The organism is Clostridium sp. AM34-9AC, assembly GCF_003480225.1.
GTDB classification, from domain to species: Bacteria; Bacillota; Clostridia; order Lachnospirales; family Lachnospiraceae; genus Acetatifactor; species Acetatifactor acetigignens.
Map to the genome: position 1 here is coordinate 20,816 of NZ_QUIU01000004.1, position 20,798 is coordinate 41,613.

The following is a 20,798-nucleotide window of genomic DNA, read 5'->3' on the forward strand; positions in this document are numbered from 1 at the left end:
TTGGTCTATTCTCTGTTTTATTTAATAATTTCTGTAATACGGACGCCAAAGCTTTCTTCAATTACAACAACTTCACCCTTGGCTACAAATTTTCCGTTTACCAGAACATCGATCGGTTCTCCTGCAATACGATCCAGTTCAATGATCGTACCCGGTGAGAACTCCAGAATCTCGGAAATGGATTTCTTCGTTCTGCCAAGCTCTACGGTAACTTCCAAAGGGACATCTTTGATCAGACCAATATTTTCCTGTCCGGAAAGTCCCACGCTGTCATTTGAGAAGCTCTGGAACTGTGCAGGCTGCACATTGACATTCTGCTGCGGCATTCCCATATTGCCCATCTGGTTCATCATGCCCATGCCATTCATCTGTTGCATTCCCATGTTCCCCATCTGCTGCATTCCCATCTGAGGCATACCATTCATCCCCATCTGGTTCATGCTATTCATGTCCATGCCGGGCATCTGATTCATACCCATGCCACCCATCTGGTTCATCATGCCCATGCCATTCATCTGTTGCATTCCTATGTTCCCCATCTGATTCATGCCATTCATATGATTCATAGCCATGGGATCCGGCTGCTGCATATTCATCTGAGTCATATTGTTTGCGCCGGCATTCATCTGTCCTGCATTGTTCTGCGGAGCTGCTGCGGGAGCAGGTATGCTTTCCGGCTGAGTTGCTGCCTGATCGTTGCTTTCCTCCAAGCTTCCCATCTGGGTATTGATAAAGGTCTCTACCAGTTTACGGGCAAAATCGATGGGATACAACTGCATGATAGAACTGTCTACCAGATCATCGATTTGCATACGGAATGCGATTTTTACAAAGGTTCCTCCTAAAAACGGAGATATTTCCTTGCCATCCTTTACCTCTGTCAGATCAAAAAGAGAAGCCTCAGGCGGGCTGATATCAATTACCGTCTGCAACAGTGTGGAAAGGGAAGTCGCTGCGGAGCCCATCATCTGGTTCATCGCCTCGGAAATTGCACTCAGGTGCAGTTCTCCCAGTTCTCCATCTGTATTCGTACCGTCACCGCCCATCATCAGGTCAGTGATAACTTTTACATCATGTTCTTTTAATACCAGAATATTGGTACCGTCCAGTCCCTGGGTATATTTGATCTGAATAAATACACAGGGCTTTTCATAGGCGTCCAGCAGGTTTTTCCATGTAGCCAGCGTAACCACAGGAGTTGTAATATTTACTTTGCGGTTTACCAGTGAATATAGGGTTGTGGCAGAGGATCCCATACTGATATTGGCCACCTCGCCAATCGCATCCTTCTCTACATCCGTCAGTTCCTCTCCGTCACTGACAACCGGTGCTGCGTTCTCCGCAGCTTCATTCTCATTATTATAATTTTCAGCCGTACTGTTCTCCGGTGCCGGATCTGCTGCCGCATCACCGCCATCCGCGGTATCCGACAGATCCATACCTTGCAGCAGGGCATTTATCTCATCCTGAGATAACATCCCATCCATCGTTACTCCTCCTCTCTGATCACCGATGTGATCTGAACAGCATACGAATCTCTATCCGTACCGGGCAGTGCCGTGAACTTTTTAATATTGCCCACATACACATTCATGTCGGTATCGACTCTGGAATCCAGCCGGATACAGTCGCCCACCTGCAGATTCAGGAAATCATTCACCGAAATGGTGCTCTTTCCCAGCACTGCCTTAATCGGAATATCTACTCTCCGGATCATGGACTCAATGTACTCCTCGTAGTGTTCATCGTGATTCTCCTGCATTGTGGAGAACCAGTATTTGGTGTTCAGTTTATCCATCACATCTTCCAGTGTAAAGAAAGGAAGACAGATATTTACCATTCCTTCGACATCCCCGATTTTCATATTCAGGGTAACAATAGCGATCATATCGCTGGGAGCAATTACCTGTGCAAACTGGGGATTCGTTTCCAGCCGGCTTAATACCGGTGAGATTTCAACAACATTTTTCCAGGGCTCACGCATCAGCTGCGTAAACATGACCAAAAGCTTCTGTAAGATTGTCAGCTCTATATCGGAAAAATCTCTGCTCTTTTCCAATGGCTGGCCGCTGCCTCCCAGCATACGATCCAGCATGGCATAACATAGATTGGTTGCAATCTCTATAATAATATTGCCGTTGAGTGGTGCAAAATTAACAATTCCAAGCACCGACGGATTCGAAAGTGCGTTGGAGAACTCACTGAAAGTAACCGTTTCCGAACTTGCTACCGATACCTGCACGTTCTTGCGCAGATATACCGGAAGGTTCGTAGAGATCAGTCGGCTGTAATGCTCGAATATGATCTCCAGGGTTCGTAAATGTTCTTTGGAGAATTTGGTAGGGCGGCTGAAGTCATAGTTTTTGACCTGCTTATCGTCCTCCCCCTGGATCTGGTCTACATCCAGGTCTCCCTCAGACAACTGTTTCAGAAGATTATCAATTTCACTTTGTGAAAGTATATCACTCACAGGCCCTCACCTCCTGTCATCTTATTTTCCCGCTTCATCAGCCGAATTTCACTCCGCTGATTGCGACCTTATAGATGAAGTCGGATTGGAATAGATCCTGAACAGACTTCAGAATCTCCTCTTTTAAGCCTTCCATATCCTCTCTGCACTCATCCTCTGTATGTGCGGAAACGGTAGCCGTGATAGCATCCTTGATCAGGTTCTCATAGCTTGCCAGCGTGTCACTGCTGCCATAGGTCTTATAATCCTTATGCTTCTTGTTGATAGACAAAGATACATCAAACATAATGTAATCCTGTTTTGCTCCTGCTTCGCTCTTCAGAGGAATTGTCATGGAGTCTGCAATATTATATACCTCTGTATCGGTAAGGGCAACATTCGTTGTTTCTTCATCCCCCGGAACGGTAAGTTCCAGATTCATGGCAGTCGTAATATTGTCTACCAGTTGTGCGGTCTTCTTATTCGTACCCACAATGCTCACAAGCATGACGCTGGTCAACACAATGTTCACCACCAGCAGTGCCAGAATCAATACTGTCATCAGATTTTTCTTCATTGGTCTTATGCTTCCTTTCCCTCTCCACACTAATATGTTGTGGATGGATTATAGATTCTGATCTCTACACGCCGGTTCTTGCTGCGCCCCTCTTCTGTGGAGTTATCAGCTACCGGTACACGGTCACCCATCCCTGCGTGTCTCAGATCAGATGGATCCAGAGAGGTAGTCTCTGTCAGATAATAGAACACGGAAAGTGCTCTGGCGCTGCTCAATTCTTCATTATCGGCAAACCTCGCACTGTGAATAGGGACATTATCTGTATGTCCTTCGATTTCTATGGTGGAATTACTTCCGTAACGTTCCAGGATCACTCCCACCTTGTCCAGAACTGCCTTAGCCTGATCCTTCAGGCTGTCACTTCCGGAATCAAACAACAGCGCTCCCTTCATAGATAACTGCACATATTGTGCCGTAAATGACACACTGACCTGATCTGCAAGGCTGTCCTCCACCAGAGCTTCCTGTACTGTTTCAGCCAGTTCTTCGTTGCTCTCCAGATTTTTCTCATTCAGTGCCTCTTCCAAAGCTTCTGCGCTGTCATATTTCTCATAATTATCAGAATCCGTCTCACTGTCTGCGTTTCTTCCGGCATTACTGATATACTCATCCAGATCATTCAACTGGCTGACGCCGTTGCTGATCAGGATACCCTCACCGATTGCCGTGGATCCGGCATTGAAAATGCTAAAAGTGCTGTTCGACATAGCTGCTGCCATTTCGCTGTACTTGGTTGCATCTATCGAAGACATGGAAAACAACATAACAAAGAAGCACAGCAGCAAGTTCATCAGGTCACTGAATGTGGTCATCCATGCCGGGGATCCAGCAGGTGGATCTTCAGGCTTACGTTTTGCCATTATGCTTCACCCCCTGCTTCCTCTTCACCATCTGCACTTGTTCTGTCCTTCGGAGGAAGGAATGACTTCAGTTTTTCTTCGATGACACGGGGATTTTCACCAGCCTGTATGGATAAAAGCCCCTCAATCATAACTTCCTTCTGCTGCATTTCCACAGCATTATCTGCTTTTAATTTATTGGAAACAGGCGTACAAATCCAGTTTGCCAGCAAGGATCCGTACAATGTAGTAATCAACGCCACTGCCATTGCAGGTCCCAGTGTGGACGGATCGTCCATGTGATACAACATATCTACCAGACCGATCAGGGTACCGATCATACCCCAGGCAGGGCCCATGGCCGCCAGTGTATCCCAGAAACCGATCGTCTCTTTATGTCTTCCCTCTACACTTACCAGTTCTGTCTCCATGATGGCACGTACCAGTTCGGGATCGGTACCATCGACGATCAGAAGAATTCCCTTTTTCAGGAAAGGTTCCTCCAGATCCGTTGCTGCTTCTTCCAGAGACAGCAGACCTTCCTTACGTGCCACATTGGAAAGCTCTATGATCTTGCCGATCATCTCGGAAGTATTCAGTGCCGGTGCCTTGAAGATCAGAGTAAAGGATTTCAGACCCGCTATGTAATTCTGTAAGCTCATGGACATGAGGGTACAGGAGAAAGCTCCACCGAATGTAATAATTGCAGAAGCCGGATCCAGATATTCTCTGAATCCTCCGACACCCGCAGAGCTTATGATACCAAATACCAACATGAATAACGCTAATAATATTCCTGCTAAAGATGCTATATCCACTTAAATCACCTGGCATTCTGCAAATTATTTTGCAAAAATATCCTTTCTGTATAATATTACAAGATTTTTTATTTCTTGTCTACTTTCTTTTACAATTATTTTCCTGCCTGTGGTGAGAGTCAGCACCGTATCAGGGGTCTCTTCTACCAGTTCGATCAGATCCGGATTCACCAACACCTTGACCCCATTGATCTTCGTAACTTCTATCATACTGTTTTCTCCTTCCCCATTCATTGTTCAATATCTTCTGTAGTTTATGACTTTTACCACATTCTCCAATTTTGTTATAGTACTTTTTTCCCTTGATCTTTTATACATACAAAAGGGACAGGTAGCATTCCTATCCCCTTTATACGTATATTGCATTTTTAACGTTTTATTAACGCTTCAGATTGGTCAGTTCTTCCAACAAAGTATCGGATACGGTAATGATACGGCTGTTGGCCTGGAAACCTCTCTGAGTGGTGATCATCTCAGTAAACTCGGAAGACAGGTCTACATTACTCATCTCCAGATGACCGGTGGACATGTATCCACCGCCTGCGGTGATGTCTACGCCGATACCATCGAACTCACCGGAGTTCAGGGTTGCAGAGTAAAGGTTGTCTCCCTGCTTCTCCAGGCCGGAAGCATTGGCAAATGCTGCGGTAGCAATCTGGCCTAACAGTTTGGTCATACCGTTGTCATAGCTTGCGTAAATCATACCATCCTTCTGAATGAATACACCGATCATATCTCCCGGACGACGTCCGGTTCCCAGTCCGTCCAGGTCACCACTGGTGGCACCGATGGTGGAAGTACCCTTGTTATCGTAGTTGGTGCATTCGGACAGGTCGATGGTAATATCGGAGAAGTTGCCACCTAACTGTGAAAATGCTGCATTAATGCCCAAGTTTGTAGTAGAACCGCCGACACTTTCCAGTTTACCGGTGTCTTTATTGAATACCACAGTAGTTCCTTCAAAATAACGACCTTCCATGGTAATAGCACTGCCGTCTGCCGGAAGCAGCTGATCTCCGGTACCAGATCTCATATTGCCAAGCAGCTGCTGCATGGTAAGCTGTTGCGTTGTGTCTGTAGGGCTGGTAATATACAAATTCAAAAATTCATTGGTAGATCCCTCATATCCATAAGCTGCTGCAATGGCATCCAAAGCCTCCTGCTGTTCCTTTGCTGCTGTAGCATTGTTTGAAGTATCAATCAGGCTTCCATCAGCATTAAAAATTTTCGTCAGGTCAGCTATATCTTTGGTTCCATCCTTTGTTTTCAGCATCGTTCCATCCCACTTGTAGGCATCGGTATTCAATGTCACCTTAGTCTCCATCTTCTGCTGGGTACGGTTTCCGAAATCCAGTGCGGAAATATCGATCTCTGCTCCGGTGGAATCCAGCAGTTTCGTCAGTTCCATACTATAAACATTGGTGTTCGGTTCGCCAGACTGTTTAAAGGTAAATTTTGCAGTATAACTGTAACCTCTCGCATCGAAGAAGTTCAGGTTTACGGTCTTACCGTTGGCACTGGTCACATCCTTATCGTTCTCATCCAGAATACCGGAAATATTTGCCTGTGTGGTAGCCTCAGGAGGATATGTCATATTTGCCGTACTCATAATACGCAGTGCAGTTACGGTATCCTGCTTGATGTTACCTGTAGTCTTATCCACGCCCCAGCCCATAACATTGTAACCGGTGCTGGTCATTGCCAGGTTGCCGGCACCATCTACATAGAAAGAGCCGTCTCTGGTGAAGAAATTCTCGGAGCCGTTGCTGACTACGAAGAAGTTGTCTCCGGTGATCATGATATCAAAGGGGTTGCCGGTAGACTGCGCGGAACCCTGCGTGGTAATGGCAGTATTGATAGCTCCTGCCTTAACGCCCAGACCGATCTGCTTGGCATTGGTACCGCCGACACCAGTGGTAGCGTTGGCACCACTGGCCTTCTGTGTGGTCTGGCTCATCAGTTCACTGAAAGTCATGGAACTGGATTTGTAAGCTGTTGTGTTGACGTTGGCAATATTATTACCGATTACGTCCATTCTGGTCTGGTGTGTCTTAAGTCCTGCTACGCCAGAATACAATGATCTCATCATAGTGCTTTGTTCCTCCTGTATTGGAACCGTGCTCCCTCTCTGTCATTCAAGGGAGCATGACCTCCATCCCTGGTCCGGTCTACATAATAACGGCTCCGTTAATATTTGTAAATACGTTTTCTTCGGTTTCTCTGCTGTTCATGGCAGTCACCACGGTCTTATTGGGTACATTCACAATAAAGGCCAAGTCATCCACGATCACCAGAGAATCCCTGATTCCCTTCTGTCCCGCTTTTCTTGCTCCGCCATTCAAGCGTTCCAGCTGTGCGTCTGTCAGCTCAATGCCTCTGTTTTCCAGCCGTACGGCGGCATGCTTGGAGAATTTCAGATCCTGCGTTCCGGAAACATTCTGTTCCTGGCTTTTGTTCTGTAGGATCTCCTGGAAAGATACCAGATTTTCCTGTGCTGCTTTTACGGTCTTGCGGCTGCTGTTTAAGTACTGATTTGCCAACTGGTCAATGGACAGAAAACTGTTGTTCTGAATATCCATATCCATCTGCCCCTCTGCGTCAGCTGCTTACTGCATTATACGCTCTCTGTGCTGTCAGTTTCTTCTGACTCATCCTTGCTCTCGGTATCCTTCTTTTCTTCTGCTTCTTCGGCAGCTTTGCGGATCTCCTTGAGACGTTCAATGTACTTATTCAAGCTGTTCACGGTATCTTTTGCCAGGAAGGATTTCTCGTAATCAGTCATATCGTTGTATTCCTTCTCCAGATCATCAATGGTCTTGCCATCACTGGAATCAATGCCGTTTACATTAGGAAGCTTGTTCAGCTTTACGGTAAAGTTGTAAGCCTTGTTGTACGCATTCAGATAATCCGTATCCACTACGGAATCCAGATCATCAATGGAGTACTTCTTTTCGTTGATATAAAGGTAAGCTTTGTTGTTCTCGTAGGACACATAATCCACTTTTCCCTGCACCAGTTTGGTATCGCCGGAGGATGTGGTGGTCTTGATATAGACCTCCTTGCCTACCAGAGAACTTGCTCTCTGCAGATCCATACTGTTGGACATATTCTGCATCTGCTCTACCTGTGAGAACTGTGCATACTGTGCTATGTATTCCGTATTGGACGTAGGCTCCAGAGGATCCTGATATTTCATCTGTGCTACCAGAAGCTGTAAAAATGCTTCCTTGTCCATTCCGCTGCTAGACTTTGCAGCTTTACTCACGGAAGTCTGAGATGCGGTCTCTACGATCTTACCGTTTTCCACGGGTGCAACCAATGCCATTTCCTTTTTCTCCTTTCGTTATTTATTATGCGGTAAAATCCACCGTATTGCCGTTCGCCGACATCATATCTGCTGCGATCCGGTCTTCTTCGGTCTGAGGCTCTTCTTCTGCAAATGCTGCGTTCAGATTGATCCTGCGGGTACGCTTTCTACCTGCACCCGTTTCATTTGCCGTATTACTGTTATTGCCTCTTCCCTGCTCCAGATTCTGTTCGAACTGGTGGGTCTGAACGGTAACTTCAATAGCTTCTACCTTGACACCCTGCTCTGCAAAGTTTTCCTTCAGCTGTACCATCTGACTTTCCAGTGCTGCCTTGACTGTTTCATTCTGTGCAATGAAATTGGCCGTAACCACACCGTTTCTGGATGCCATCTGTATATGCAGAGTTCCCAGGCTCTGGGGATGAAGCTGCATTTCCAGTTCAGAGCTGTCCGCCTTGACGGATACTTTCATATAATCCATGATCTGACGCATAATGTCCTGCGTATCTGCGGTTCTTGCTTCTTCTGTCTGTGCCGTCTGCTGTAACTGTGCCAGGAAATTGTCTTCCTTCAGATTCTGTAATAACAGATTGCCATGCTGTCCACCGTCGTTGTGTTCCTGTCTGCTGCCGGAATCTTCGGTCTTGTTCTCCTGTGCGTTCTGTACGGGAACTTTTTCCCCGCTGTCAGGTACCTGTGTCACGGTTGCTTCTGTGGTATCCACAGTAGATTCTTCCGTAGTAACGGCCACATTCTCTGTTTTATCTGTTTCCACGGTGATCACCGGTTCCGCCACAGTTTCCTGTGTGATCTGTGTTACCGCTTCCTGCCATTTTTCAGGAGATAGCTGTAACTCCTCCTGCGCCTGCCCTGTCAGTTCCTTCTGCAGATCCATAATTCCTTTTACATCATTGTACAGATTCTCATCCGTCAGTAATGCGAACGAATCCTGTGCTCCGCTGACTGCCATCAGCAATTCATTCAGTTTCCCGGGATCTGTCAGATCCACTTCTGTCATTCCCAGATCTTCCATGGTGGCCTGCAGTTCTTCTTCACTGACGGAAAATGTATCCGTGATCTGTTGGATCAGGTTCTGTACCACCGTTCCCACAACTTCCTGAACTTTCTCCAGATCCTTTGCATCCAGGCTGTCATCTTCCATCGTCTTGTTTCCATCAGAGACATCCGCTACATTGTTGCGTTGTCTGCCGCCGGCTCTCAAAGATTCACCACGTCTGACATCGTTCCGTCCCGCCTGGGTGCGGTCCCCGTCGGCTGCATTAGTTGTCTGGGCATTGCTCTGGGTCTTATTCCATACCGCCTGGAAGCTGGTTCCCGCATTCTGCTTCGCTGCTGTGACCATATCCGGTATCTGCACATTGCCGCTGTTACCGACACCTTTAATTGTCGTTCCTGCCATAACTCCTCCTTTCCCAGGCCCCTTTTACCACCTTATGACGGTCTATGACCTGTAATTATACTACAAATCATGTATCGGATCTTTTCTGCTTTTTCTTAAGATTCCGGATCCATAATTTTAGTAATCTTTGCCGCTACTTCTGAATTCATAGCTCCCAGGATGGCACCTCTGTCATCCGCACTCATGACCTTCAGAATTCTGGCTGCCAGATCCAGATTGTTCGTCATCTGTTCAAAAATTGCCGCTGCCTGCTTCGGCTTCATGGCTGAATAAGCGGCCGCATAATCCTGCACTTCCTGACTCTCCTGCAGCTGAGTCACTACCTGTTTGTAAATATATTCCGCAGTGGCCGGATCCATGGACTCATAATATTTCTTATATTCTTCCGCTCCGGGTCCCTTATCGGAATAAACGACCTCGTCATAGAATTCCTTCTGAATCCGTTGGAATTCCACCTGCTGATTTTCGAATTCCTTCAGCCTGAGAACTTCGGCTTTCAGCTGATCCAGTTCTTCGTCCTTGGCGGAAGATGCATTCTGTATCTGCTCCAGCTGTAGTTCCAGACTCTTGATCTGATCCACCGCATCCTGTAAGCTGGTATAGCCGCCGTAAGCACCGGAATTCGTTGTCTCAGTCACAGAGTTGCCGGGAAGAATCCGGTTAAGTACCGGAACATCCTTTAAGATCGGTGTTACTACCGAGCTTCCGAAGCCGCCGATATCCAGCTTGATGATTACACAGATTACAGCAAGCCACAATGCCACGATCAGGATCGTGGCCCCGAAGGTCAAAAGGCTGTTCCCCTCATTCCCGTCCTCCAGTTCATCTTCCTGTTTGGCAATTTCCCTTGCCCGGCGCTTTGCTTCTTTTCGCTGGGCCTGCTGTTCTTTCTTTAAAATTTTTTTCTCTTCCACCAGCTGTTTTCTCTCGTTATCCGCTGCGTTTTCTTCCGGAGTTTTTTCTCTTGCCATACTAAACCTCATGCCTTTCCATCACCTGCCGGCTTTTCGCCCCGCATCCCCGTTCTAGCGGTTCTTCTGTCCGTAGGTGTAACTGGTCAGTTCATCAATTGCTTTACTTTCCGCATGGTTTTCTTCCTGCAGAAAAGCCTCAAATGCCTTCTCCCGCAGTGTCTCATGCATCTTTCTTTCCTTCATGGCCTCTGCCATCCGTTCTCTGGCAGCTTCCACATTTTCCTTTGCTTTTTCCACCCGGATTGCCTGCGTTGCCACAATGCTGTCCATTTTCAAAAGTGCTTCCTTGTTCTCTTCAATGGCCCGCAGATCCAGCTTTCCTTTTAACAGCCCCGCAGATTGCTCTTCATACTCTCTTCTGCGTTCTTTCAAGCGCTCCAGATGTTCTGTTTCCACATTCAGAGCCGCCTGCGCCGTTCCGAATTCCTGTTTCGCCTGTGTTTCCATTTTTTCTTTGATATTCAGGATGTTTTGCAGAGAATATCTGAATCTCGCCATTTATCTCACCCCTGATCTGCGAACAGCTCTTCCAGCATCTGTACGGTCTCTTCAAAGGTAAATTTTTCATCCGTACCCTGGCATAGGAAGCCGTTCACAGCATCGATTCTGGAGATTGCATAATCAATATTCGGGTTGCTGCCCTTTTTGTATGCACCGATATTGATCAGATCCTCCGCCTCATTATAGGTTGCCAGTACATTTTTCAGCTTGTTGGCTGCCTGTTTGTGTTCCCTGGTGGCGATCTGGCTCATGCATCGGGAAATGCTCTGCAAAATATCGATAGCCGGGTAATGGTTCTTATGTCCCAGCTTTCTGTCCAACATAATATGACCGTCCAGAATGCTTCGGGCGGTATCTGTAATGGGCTCGTTAAAATCATCGCCGTCTACCAGAACTGTATACAATCCGGTAATAGAGCCTACTGCGGCTCTTCCGGCTCTCTCTAACAGCTTCGGCATCTCCGAGTACACACTGGGAGGATATCCTCTGGTCACCGGCGGTTCTCCGCTGGCCAGTCCAATCTCCCGCTGGGCCATGGAAAAACGGGTCAGGGAGTCCATCATCAGCAGGACATCCTTGCCCTGATCTCTGAAATATTCCGCGATAGCGGTAGCTGTCTTGGCCGCCTTGTTACGCTCCAGAGCCGGCCGGTCGGAGGTTGCCACAACCACAACAGATCTGCGCATACCTTCTTCACCCAGATCTCTCTCAATAAATTCCCGTACCTCTCTGCCTCGCTCGCCGATCAGTGCTATGACATTGATATCCGCTTTGGTATTGCGGGCGAACATACCCATCAGGGTGGATTTGCCCACACCAGAGCCGGCAAAGATACCAATTCTCTGACCTTTTCCTACCGTGATCATGCCGTCTACCGCCTTGACTCCCAACGGCAGTACCTGATCGATAATAGTTCTGGACATAGGATCGGGAGGTGCTGCCTCTACCGGATAGGCGGCTCCATTGATCATTTCGCCGTCAATAGGCACGCCCAGTCCGTTCACCGTCTTGCCCAGCAGTTTGTCGTTTACCGTGACCTTCAGGGGATCTCCGGTATTTTCCACCACACATCCCAATCCGATACCATCTACGGAATCATAGGGCATAAGCAGTGTCTTCTTGTCACGGAAGCCTACCACTTCTGCCATGATGGGCCTTGCCCCTTCCGCATCCGGAAGGATCCGGCACAGATCCCCCAGTTTGGAATCCGGTCCGGCGGACTCTATGGTCAGACCTACCACATTGACCACTTTCCCCAGCTTACGGTAAAAGCTCTTTTCTGCCATTTTATTATATTTTTCAAAATCAATGTTCTTAATGACCATTTATCAGCCTTCGTAGGATAATAATTTTAGTTTCTGACGCAGTTCCGACAGTTGAGTCCCCAGTCCACAATCAAAAATGCCGCTTTCGGTCTCGATCATGCACTCACCTTTGCCCAGGGTCATGTCCTCAACGATCTCCACCGTACTGTTCGGTGCAGTTGCCCCTGCCATGATCTGCTTTTTCTGCATGCTGACATAGGGATAATCTTCTTTGGAAACATGTACGAGAAAGCTCCGGTTGTCCTCTGTTTTTCTCATGGTAGCAGAAATCAGATAGCAGAGCACTTCTCTGTAAGAATGCAGATCCACATCAAAAATATGCTCGTAAATACCCGTAATGGTATCTACGAACTGGGGCTCCAGTTCATCCATTCTCTTCTGATATTCCGCATCCAGTCCGGCAGCTTTTTTCTGATATTCCGCTGCTCTCTGGGCCTCTGCGCGTTCAGCCTCCGCTTTTGCTTCCTGCTGTCCCTGCCTTCTGGCCTGCTCCAGTGCGTCTGCTTTCTGTGCTTCTGCCTGTGCTCTGGCATCCGCCAGAATGCTCTCAGCCTTTGCTTTGGCATCCTCTATGATCTTCTGAGCCTCTGCTTCGGCTTCCTCTTTTAATTTCTGCAGATCTTCTCCGGCCTTGATCACATTGCCGGAAGTCTGCGGATTCTCTTCGCCATCCCCGGTGTCCGTCACCAGTGCCTCTACTTTATCTGCCGCCAGTCCGGAGATAAATCCGGTTCCTTCGTCCTGCTGCATTTTGGCAGCCAGTTCCCGGATCCTTTTCGCTACCAGATCGTTGGTATCGATCACCCGGGCATCTTCTTCCACAAGCTGTGTAAATCCCCGTTTTAAAAGATTACTAGACAACGATCTCGTCACCTCCACCTCTGGAAATGATGATCTCTCCGGAATCCTCCAGCTTACGGATAATATTGACGATCTTCTGCTGTGCTTCTTCTACATCCTTCATACGAACAGGACCCATGAATTCCATATCTTCCTTGATCATAACAACCAGACGTTTGGACAGGTTGTTGAAGATAGCATTCTGTACCTGCTCGTTGGCACCCTTCAGTGCCACTGCCAGATCGTTGTTGTCCACGTCACGCAGCACACGCTGAATTGCCTTGTCGTCCAGGAGCAGTATGTCCTCGAAAACGAACATCTTTTTTCGGATCTCGTCTGCCAGTTCGGGCTCTTCGATCTCCAGAGTCTCCATGATATGTTTCTCGGTACCACGGTCTACAGTATTCAGGATATCCACCACTGCATCCACACCACCGATAATGGTGTAGTCCTGATTCACCAGACTTGCCAGCTTGGACTCCAGTACTTTTTCCACTTCCTTGATGACATCCGGACTGGTACGATCCATGACTGCAATACGTCTGGCTACCTCTGCCTGGCTGTCGGGTGGCAATGCGGAAATGATCAACGCCGCCTGGCTGGGTGACAGATAAGACAGAATCAGAGCAATGGTCTGCGGATGCTCGTCCTGAATGAAGTTGATCAGCTGGCTGGCATCCGTCTTACGCACAAACTCGAAGGGCCTTACCTGTAAAGATGCAGTCAGCTTGCCGATGACATCCATAGCCTTGTCGGAACCCAGTGCCTTTTCCAGCAGTTCCTTTGCGTAGTTGATACCACCCTCGGCAATATACTGCTGTGCCAGACACACTTCGTAAAATTCGTTGATCACTTCTTCTTTGACCTGAGGAGTCACACTTCTGGTATTGGCGATTTCCAGGGTCAGTTCTTCGATTTCTTCTTCTTTTAAGTGTTTAAAAATTCCGGCGGATCTCTCCGGTCCCAGAGAGATCAGGAGGATTGCAGCTTTCTGCAGTCCCGATATTCCACCTTCTGCTTTTGTCCTTGCCATAGTTACTCCGTTTCTTAGTTCCAGTCCTCGTTCAGCCAGTTACGCAACAATGCCGCTGCGGATTCCGGATTCTCATCTACGAATTTTTCAATCATCTTACGTGTCTCAGACTTAGATTCCACATCAATATCTTCCAGCTCTGCTTCAGGGGTAGACTGCAGCATATTCTCCACAGATACCTCTTCCTCCTGCTGTACCGCCTGTCTGGTACGCATACTGTGCAATATCACAAATGCCAACAGTCCCAGGATCAACAGCAGCATAAGCACGCTCAACACATTCTGTGCCGTAACCGGGCTGCTTTCCTTATCGTAAAAAATAGGACTTTCGTAAGCAATAATCGTAATATTACTCTCATTGATACCGGTGGCATTGGCTACCAGGCTGTACATATCCTGATCAACTGTCATCTTGGTATCTGCGCTGTTCTGGGATTTGTATTCATCCCAGGTAGTGCCATCCAGAAGCCCCTGTCGTTTTACATCCTCATAATGAATTTCTTTATAAGTAATTGCTGCAATAGATATGGAGGAATTAGTGTAGTTGATTCCTCCTGCCGGTGTCACAGTATCCTTAATAGACTCATTCGGCAGATAATCCCGGCTGGTTTCGGAAGTAGAGGAAGAACTGTTGCTGCTGTCCGGAGATACATAGGTAGCATTTCCGCTCTCCCCGTTGGAAGTTGTCCCCGGTACACCGCCGCCGTCATTGGTATTCTCGCTCTCATAAGTCTCCTCATGGGAAAGCATACCTTCATCTCTGCCGGAGTTTGCATAATACTCTTTTACGGTCTCCTTATAATCAGAGAAATCCATGCTCAGGTGGCTGGTAACGGCCGCATCATTATACTGTTTTGTTCCCAGCAGTACCTTCTTGACCTGATTGGCGATCATGGATTCCGCCTGATTCTGCAGCTCCTGCATAGAATTAGCAATTCCTGCGGTAGAATAATCATCTCCACCTGCAAACAGCAGGTTGGAATCTGTATCCATAATAGTGATATTCGCCGTAGTATCGTTGCGCAGCCAGGTAGCCACACATTTTGCCAGTGCCGCAGCATTGGCGGAGGTAAAGGTGCCGTCCAGTTCCAGTTGGATGAAGGCAGACGCCTCTTCCTTCTGTGCTGCCAGAGTTCCGTTATCTTTCGGGAAACTCAGATGTACCTTGGCTGATTTTACTGCGCTCTGTGCTTCTATGGTCTGTGTTATGTATTTTTCCAGATAGGAATTGTAAAGTCTCTCTTTGTCAGTGGCGGTCGTAGACATACTACCGCCCAGATAATCATTCAAATCTAACGCATCTGGTACATATCCTGCGGAACCCAGTGCCAAGTTTGCCGCACTCTGTTGGCTGCTCTCTACATCGATCTTCAGTCCGTCATTGGATTCTTTATGTGCAATTCCCGCACTGTCCAGAGTATCTATGATCTCCGAAGCCTGTGATGTTGTCTCACAGGTGATCAGCCGTACATACTGGGGCTTACTCATAACGTACATGATGATTGCAAATGCAAATATCACAACCGCCGCCGCTCCAATGATGATGCTCTTCTGCCTGGTGGTGAATTTGTTCCACCATTCCAGTATTTTTGCAGGTATTTCTTTTAATTTGTCTGCCATTGCAGCTCTCTCCTCTTACGTCAAGAATAAAAATACTTCTTTAGATCTGGATCTGCATCAGTTCCTTGTATGCTTCCATCACCTTATCGCGGATGGCTACGGTATACTGCAATGCAGTCGAAGCCTTATCCATAGCAATAGTAAGGTCGTGGGTGTTGTCGGTCTCACCCAATGCAAATCGTATCTTCTCATTCTCGGCATCCGAGAGATAACTGTTGGTGATCTTCACATTGTCGATTGCTGTATTCAGAAAAGTTTCGAACATAGTGCCTTCTGCCTTTTTCTCCTTCTCCGCCAGCATTCCGGTCAGAGAAGTGGGAGATACTGTGGCAGTACCGTTTACACTGTTCAAAGCTGTAATTGCTGAAATATCCATTTTAATAAACCATGTCCTTCCTCACATATATTCCGGCGCCGCTATCCGGAGCCCGGTAATAAAGACCCGTCAGCTTACTGACCGATCTCCAGTCCTTTTAATGCCATGGACTTGCTGGCGCCAAATGCCGTGGAATTGGCTTCATAGGATCTGCTGGCATCGATCAGATCCGTCATTTCCTGAACAATATTTACATTCGGATATGTCACATAGCCGTTCTCATCCGCATCGGGATGGGAAGGATCGTATACCATATTCATCTCCGTAGTAGTATCTTCAAAGATCTGGCTTACCTTCACGCCGCTGCCGGTATAACTGCTACTCACATTGTGCAGCACCTGACTGAAAGTCTGCTGCTGCCCCTTCTGCTGGAAAGTAACGATCTTGCGGCGATAGGGGGTGCCATCCTCGGTTCTTGTAGTACTGGCATTGGCAACGTTTTCGGAGATCACGTCCATACGAAGTCTCTGGGCAGTAAGTCCCGATGCCGTAACATCAAATGCTGAAAACATACTCATACGCTAATTCCTCACTTCATCACTGTCTTTAAATTAGTAAATTCCTGATTAATGCTGCTGATCAGTCCCTGGTATTTCAGCTGGTTCTCCGCCAGCATTACATTTTCATTTTCAATATCCACGTTATTGCCATCCAGGCGATAGGAATAATTGGCATAGTCCACGTAAGCCCTGCCCCGCAGTCGGCTCAGATCCACATTGGCCACCTTATCATCCATGGACTCATATCTGTTATTGCCAAGAGCCTGCTGCAATACCGATTCGAAAGCCACATCCTGCCTCTTGTAGCCCGGAGTATCCACATTGGCGATATTATTGGAAATGGCTTCGTTCCGCTGCCAGGCTGCGTCCGCTGCCCGGTCCAGAACATTGATATAATCAAATGCGTTTGTCTGTATCATATTACCTCACATTCCGCGGTCTTCTGACAATAGCGCCCAAAAACCGCCTTCTACCATATACCCATTTTATTTTATTATAAAGTATTTCGACAAAAACACAATAGTAAAATAAACTCACTCAGAATAAATATAAAGAAAAGAGACTATTTTTCGCAATAGTCTCTTCTTCCTAAATTTTTCTTATTCTTGCAAATTCTTACATTTTTCATTTAATTTCTGCCGTTCTGACGCTTCAGTTCCTCGATCTCATCGAATACGGCATCATTCAAAACTTTAATATAGGTTCCTTTCATACCGGAGGAACGGGATTCAATCACACCGGCACTTTCGAACTTCCGCAGGGCATTGACGATCACAGATCTGGTGATACCGACTCTGTCAGCGATCTTGCTGGCCACCAGGATTCCCTCCATGCCGTTCAGTTCGTCGAAAATATGGGTGATGGCTTCCATCTCTGAGAAAGAAAGAGTGCTGACTGCAGATTTTACGACAGCCACCTTACGGCTCTCCTCCGCACTCTCTTCATTCACAGCCCGCAACATTTCCAGTCCCACCACTGTGGTACCATATTCGCAAAGGATAATATCATCAATATCATACTGTTCATTGCATTTGTAAATGAAGAGGGTTCCCAAACGCTCTCCGGCAATCTCGATCGGAGTGATGATCGCCTGAAATTTTCTCGTATCGGTATTTTCAAAGCCAAGAGTCTCCAGGTTGACGTTCTCTTTCGTGGATAATACGCCCAGCAGTCTCTCGTTTAACATCGGATCAATAAATCCACCGATATTGTCATCCAGCAGTTCTGTGATCGGCTCAATTCCATCGGATTTTCCTACGCCGAGGACCTTTCCTTTCCGGCTGATCACCAGTACATTGGAATTCAGAATTTCCCGCATCACCTTACAGATGTCGCTGAATACCACTTTGCTGGAGTTATTGTTGTGTAACAATTTCCCGATTTTACGTGTTTTGTCCAACAGTTGTACGCTACTCATCTATTTTCCTCCGTCTACACATACTAAGAAACTACCAGATGTTATGCACATTGTAGCACATGTAATTTCAGATTACAATGAAAATAGCGTTAATTTATGAGAAAATTCTGACAGTATATAAAACTACTTCTCTTCCGTCGGTTTATTTTTCACATAGCCGCACTGTTCGTCCATGCAGACCAGTTTGTTGCCTTTTTCCAGCAGCAGCTTGCCACAGCGGGGACACTTCTCTCCCGAAGGCTTCTGCCATACCATGAAATCACACTCCGGATTATCGATACAGCCATAATATTTTCTGCCTTTTTTGGTCTTTTTCATGACAATATCCTTGCCACACTTGGGGCAGGCTACACCGATCTTTTCAAAATAAGGCTTGGTATTACGGCATTCCGGGAATCCAGGACATGCCAGGAATCTGCCGTGGGGTCCGTATTTGATCACCATCCGTCTGCCGCACAGTTCACAGACCTCATCGGATTCCTCGTCCGCAATGGTCACCTCTGCCAGGTCCTTCTCCGCTTTTTTTACTGCTTCATCCAGATCAGGATAGAAATTGGACACGATGGTCTTCCATTTTACCGTGCCTTCTTCCACACCATCCAGCAGAGCTTCCATGTTGGCCGTGAAATTCACATCCACGATGGAGGGGAATGCTTCCTTCATCATATTGTTGACCACTTCCCCCAGTTCCGTAACGTAGAGATTGCGGTTCTCCTTGGCAATATATCTCCTGGCAAGGATGGTGGTAATGGTAGGCGCATAGGTACTGGGACGTCCGATGCCCAGTTCTTCCATGGCACGCACCAGACTGGCTTCGGTGTAATGTGCAGGGGGCTGGGTAAAATGCTGTTTCGGATCAAAGCTCTGGAATTCCAGCACGCTGTTCTCGTCCAGATTACCGCCGAGCACATTTTCTTCTTCCTTATCATCTTCCTGGGTGTAGACACTCATGAATCCATCGAAACGCATTCTGGAAGCTGCCAGAGTAAAAATCTGGTCCTTTGCCTGAATCTTCACAGAAGTGGTATCATACTGTGCAGCACTCATGCGGCTTGCCACAAATCGTTTCCAAATCAGCTGATACAGACGGAACAAATCCCTGGGAAGCTGCTCCTTGATAGCAATAGGCATCCGGTTCAGATCCGTGGGACGGATAGCTTCGTGGGCATCCTGAATCTTCTGGCTGTTCTTCTTCTCCGTTGCTGCAGCGGTCTTGTATTTTTCACCGTAATGAACATCAATAAATTCCGCTGCCTGTGTCTCCGCCTCTTCGGATACACGGGTAGAATCGGTACGCAGGTAGGTGATCAGACCAACAGTGCCCTCTCCCTTGATATCCACACCTTCATATAACTGCTGTGCCAGACGCATAGTCTTCTGGGTAGAGAAATTTAATACCTTGCTGGCTTCCTGCTGCAATGTGGAAGTCGTAAAGGGAAGCGGCGCTTTTTTCACACGTTCGCCGTGACGCACTTCTTTTACTTCGAATTTTGCGCCATTCAGGGAATCCATAATGCTGTCTGCCTGTTCCTTGCTGGTAATTCCCTGTTTTTTTTCGGTGGTACCGTAATATTTTGCACAAATAGGCTTCTTCTCGCCTTTTACTTTCAGATTCACATCCAGAGACCAATACTCTTCCGGAATAAATGCGTTGATCTCGTCCTCTCTGTCACAGATGATACGGAGTGCCACAGACTGTACACGGCCGGCGCTTAAGCCTCTCTTGATCTTTGCCCACAGAAGTGGGGAGATCCGATAGCCCACCATACGGTCCAGCATACGTCTTGCCTGCTGGGCATCCACCAGATTCATATCGATCTCTCTGGCGTTTTTCAGAGATTCCTTTACCGCATTCTTGGTGATCTCATTGAAGGTAATACGATATACTTTTTTGCTTTCCAGTTTCAAGGCATAATACAGATGCCAGGAAATAGCTTCTCCTTCACGGTCCGGGTCGGTTGCGAGATAAATCTTATCTGCCTTTTTTACTTCTTTGCGCAAAGAAGCAAGAAGGTCTCCCTTTCCGCGGATGGTAATATATTTCGGTTCATAATCATGTTCCGGATCAAATCCCAGCTGACTCTTGGGCAGGTCCCTCACATGCCCCTGGCTGGCCATAACTTCATAATTTGCTCCCAAAAACTTTTTGATTGTCTTCACCTTGGCCGGTGACTCTACAATTACTAAATATTTTGCCATATGCACTCCCATCTATCCGTCTGTCTACGGACCTACGGCATCCGGTTCCCGCCTCTTTGCCGTATTTTCCCCTGCTTTGAGTAATCGTGAACCACTATACAACAAAAAAATGGGAATGGCAAGAAGATTTTTCATTTGCCCAGCCCCAGACAGTATAAAAAAAGAGCCAAAAAGCAATTTTCTATGCTTTCCGACACTTTTCAGGGTTGGGCTATTCTATTAAAGAATAAGCAGCTGATAGGGGAATCGAACCCCTGTTTTCGCCGTGAGAGGGCGACGTCTTAACCGCTTGACCAATCAGCCATAGGTTACTTACGAACCTTGTTCAGTATAATACATTCTTTTGAAAATTGCAAGTATTTTTTGAAAAATTTCTACAATTTTCAAAGAGCAGCTGATAGGGGAATCGAACCCCTGTTTTCGCCGTGAGAGGGCGACGTCTTAACCGCTTGACCAATCAGCCACAAAAACAGTACTTGCATAGTATAATCGAGTTGTCGAAAAAATGCAAGCACTTTTTTTAAAAATTTTTAGACCAGCTCAGCCCACGGCCAATTCATAAAAGCGGCTGCTGCGCAGTCGGCGCCGCTTGCGCGGCTCATCT

At 47.1% G+C, this 20,798-nt stretch carries 21 protein-coding genes and 2 tRNA genes; all 23 read right to left on the reverse strand.

From position 1 onward, the window contains the following. Positions 1-17 precede the first annotated feature (17 nt). The 23 genes from fliY to DW835_RS03480 all read right to left on the reverse strand — a co-directional run bounded on the left by fliY (position 18) and on the right by DW835_RS03480 (position 20,657). Positions 18-1,487, reverse strand: a complete 1,470-nt coding sequence (gene fliY, locus DW835_RS03370; RefSeq protein ID WP_117467260.1) for a flagellar motor switch phosphatase FliY — start codon at positions 1,485-1,487, stop codon at positions 18-20. A 2-nt stretch (positions 1,488-1,489) separates the two neighbouring features. Further along, positions 1,490-2,470, reverse strand: coding sequence for a flagellar motor switch protein FliM (gene fliM, locus DW835_RS03375; RefSeq protein WP_117467261.1), 981 nt, complete (start codon positions 2,468-2,470; stop codon positions 1,490-1,492). Positions 2,471-2,507: 37 nt separating this feature from the next. Beyond that, positions 2,508-3,026, reverse strand: coding sequence for a flagellar basal body-associated FliL family protein (locus DW835_RS03380; RefSeq protein WP_022313076.1), 519 nt, complete (start codon positions 3,024-3,026; stop codon positions 2,508-2,510). Positions 3,027-3,055: 29 nt separating this feature from the next. Continuing rightward, complete coding sequence (locus DW835_RS03385; protein WP_118502502.1) at positions 3,056-3,886, reverse strand: flagellar motor protein MotB; 831 nt, start codon at positions 3,884-3,886, stop codon at positions 3,056-3,058. Further along, the gene (locus DW835_RS03390; RefSeq protein WP_118502504.1) at positions 3,886-4,641 is read right to left on the reverse strand and encodes a motility protein A; all 756 of its coding nucleotides are present in this window, start codon (positions 4,639-4,641) and stop codon (positions 3,886-3,888) included. The genes DW835_RS03385 and DW835_RS03390 overlap by 1 nt, the downstream gene beginning before the upstream one ends. Positions 4,642-4,707: 66 nt before the next feature. Continuing rightward, positions 4,708-4,893, reverse strand: a complete 186-nt coding sequence (locus DW835_RS03395) for a flagellar FlbD family protein (protein WP_117464810.1) — start codon at positions 4,891-4,893, stop codon at positions 4,708-4,710. A gap of 169 nt (positions 4,894-5,062) precedes the next feature. Beyond that, a complete protein-coding gene (locus DW835_RS03400; protein ID WP_117464788.1) occupies positions 5,063-6,772 on the reverse strand; it encodes a flagellar hook-basal body complex protein in 1,710 nt (569 codons plus the stop codon). Between the two features lie 79 nt (positions 6,773-6,851). Continuing rightward, positions 6,852-7,268, reverse strand: a complete 417-nt coding sequence (locus tag DW835_RS03405) for a TIGR02530 family flagellar biosynthesis protein (RefSeq protein ID WP_347559352.1) — start codon at positions 7,266-7,268, stop codon at positions 6,852-6,854. 29 nt (positions 7,269-7,297) lie between these two features. After that, positions 7,298-8,008, reverse strand: coding sequence for a flagellar hook capping FlgD N-terminal domain-containing protein (locus DW835_RS03410; protein WP_022311829.1), 711 nt, complete (start codon positions 8,006-8,008; stop codon positions 7,298-7,300). 25 nt (positions 8,009-8,033) lie between these two features. Beyond that, positions 8,034-9,410 (reverse strand): flagellar hook-length control protein FliK, encoded by a 1,377-nt coding sequence (locus DW835_RS03415; protein ID WP_117464787.1) that lies wholly within the window; start codon positions 9,408-9,410, stop codon positions 8,034-8,036. 95 nt (positions 9,411-9,505) lie between these two features. Then, positions 9,506-10,381 (reverse strand): hypothetical protein, encoded by an 876-nt coding sequence (locus DW835_RS03420; protein WP_118730689.1) that lies wholly within the window; start codon positions 10,379-10,381, stop codon positions 9,506-9,508. A 54-nt stretch (positions 10,382-10,435) separates the two neighbouring features. Then, on the reverse strand, positions 10,436-10,882 hold the full coding sequence (fliJ, locus tag DW835_RS03425; protein WP_117464786.1) for a flagellar export protein FliJ: 447 nt from the start codon (positions 10,880-10,882) through the stop codon (positions 10,436-10,438). Between the two features lie 5 nt (positions 10,883-10,887). Continuing rightward, a complete protein-coding gene (gene fliI / locus DW835_RS03430; protein WP_347475406.1) occupies positions 10,888-12,171 on the reverse strand; it encodes a flagellar protein export ATPase FliI in 1,284 nt (427 codons plus the stop codon). 42 nt (positions 12,172-12,213) lie between these two features. Beyond that, positions 12,214-13,071 carry a FliH/SctL family protein gene (locus DW835_RS03435; protein ID WP_117464785.1) on the reverse strand — a complete coding sequence of 286 codons (858 nt, stop codon included), beginning with the start codon at positions 13,069-13,071 and terminating at the stop codon, positions 12,214-12,216. Next, positions 13,064-14,083: a flagellar motor switch protein FliG gene (gene fliG, locus DW835_RS03440; protein ID WP_117464784.1), complete on the reverse strand. Its 1,020-nt coding sequence runs from the start codon at positions 14,081-14,083 to the stop codon at positions 13,064-13,066. The genes DW835_RS03435 and fliG overlap by 8 nt, the downstream gene beginning before the upstream one ends. A 14-nt stretch (positions 14,084-14,097) precedes the next feature. Continuing rightward, positions 14,098-15,702: a flagellar M-ring protein FliF C-terminal domain-containing protein gene (locus DW835_RS03445; protein WP_118730690.1), complete on the reverse strand. Its 1,605-nt coding sequence runs from the start codon at positions 15,700-15,702 to the stop codon at positions 14,098-14,100. Between the two features lie 40 nt (positions 15,703-15,742). Next, positions 15,743-16,078: a flagellar hook-basal body complex protein FliE gene (gene fliE / locus DW835_RS03450; protein ID WP_117464782.1), complete on the reverse strand. Its 336-nt coding sequence runs from the start codon at positions 16,076-16,078 to the stop codon at positions 15,743-15,745. Between the two features lie 74 nt (positions 16,079-16,152). Continuing rightward, positions 16,153-16,596 (reverse strand): flagellar basal body rod protein FlgC, encoded by a 444-nt coding sequence (gene flgC / locus DW835_RS03455; protein WP_117464781.1) that lies wholly within the window; start codon positions 16,594-16,596, stop codon positions 16,153-16,155. 11 nt (positions 16,597-16,607) lie between these two features. Then, a complete protein-coding gene (gene flgB / locus DW835_RS03460; protein ID WP_117464780.1) occupies positions 16,608-16,997 on the reverse strand; it encodes a flagellar basal body rod protein FlgB in 390 nt (129 codons plus the stop codon). A gap of 209 nt (positions 16,998-17,206) precedes the next feature. Beyond that, positions 17,207-17,995: a GTP-sensing pleiotropic transcriptional regulator CodY gene (codY, locus tag DW835_RS03465; protein ID WP_022311840.1), complete on the reverse strand. Its 789-nt coding sequence runs from the start codon at positions 17,993-17,995 to the stop codon at positions 17,207-17,209. A gap of 123 nt (positions 17,996-18,118) precedes the next feature. Next, on the reverse strand, positions 18,119-20,194 hold the full coding sequence (gene topA, locus DW835_RS03470; protein ID WP_118502677.1) for a type I DNA topoisomerase: 2,076 nt from the start codon (positions 20,192-20,194) through the stop codon (positions 18,119-18,121). A gap of 231 nt (positions 20,195-20,425) precedes the next feature. After that, positions 20,426-20,497, reverse strand: a tRNA-Glu gene (locus tag DW835_RS03475). An 88-nt stretch (positions 20,498-20,585) separates the two neighbouring features. After that, positions 20,586-20,657, reverse strand: a tRNA-Glu gene (locus tag DW835_RS03480). Positions 20,658-20,798: the final 141 nt, after the last annotated feature.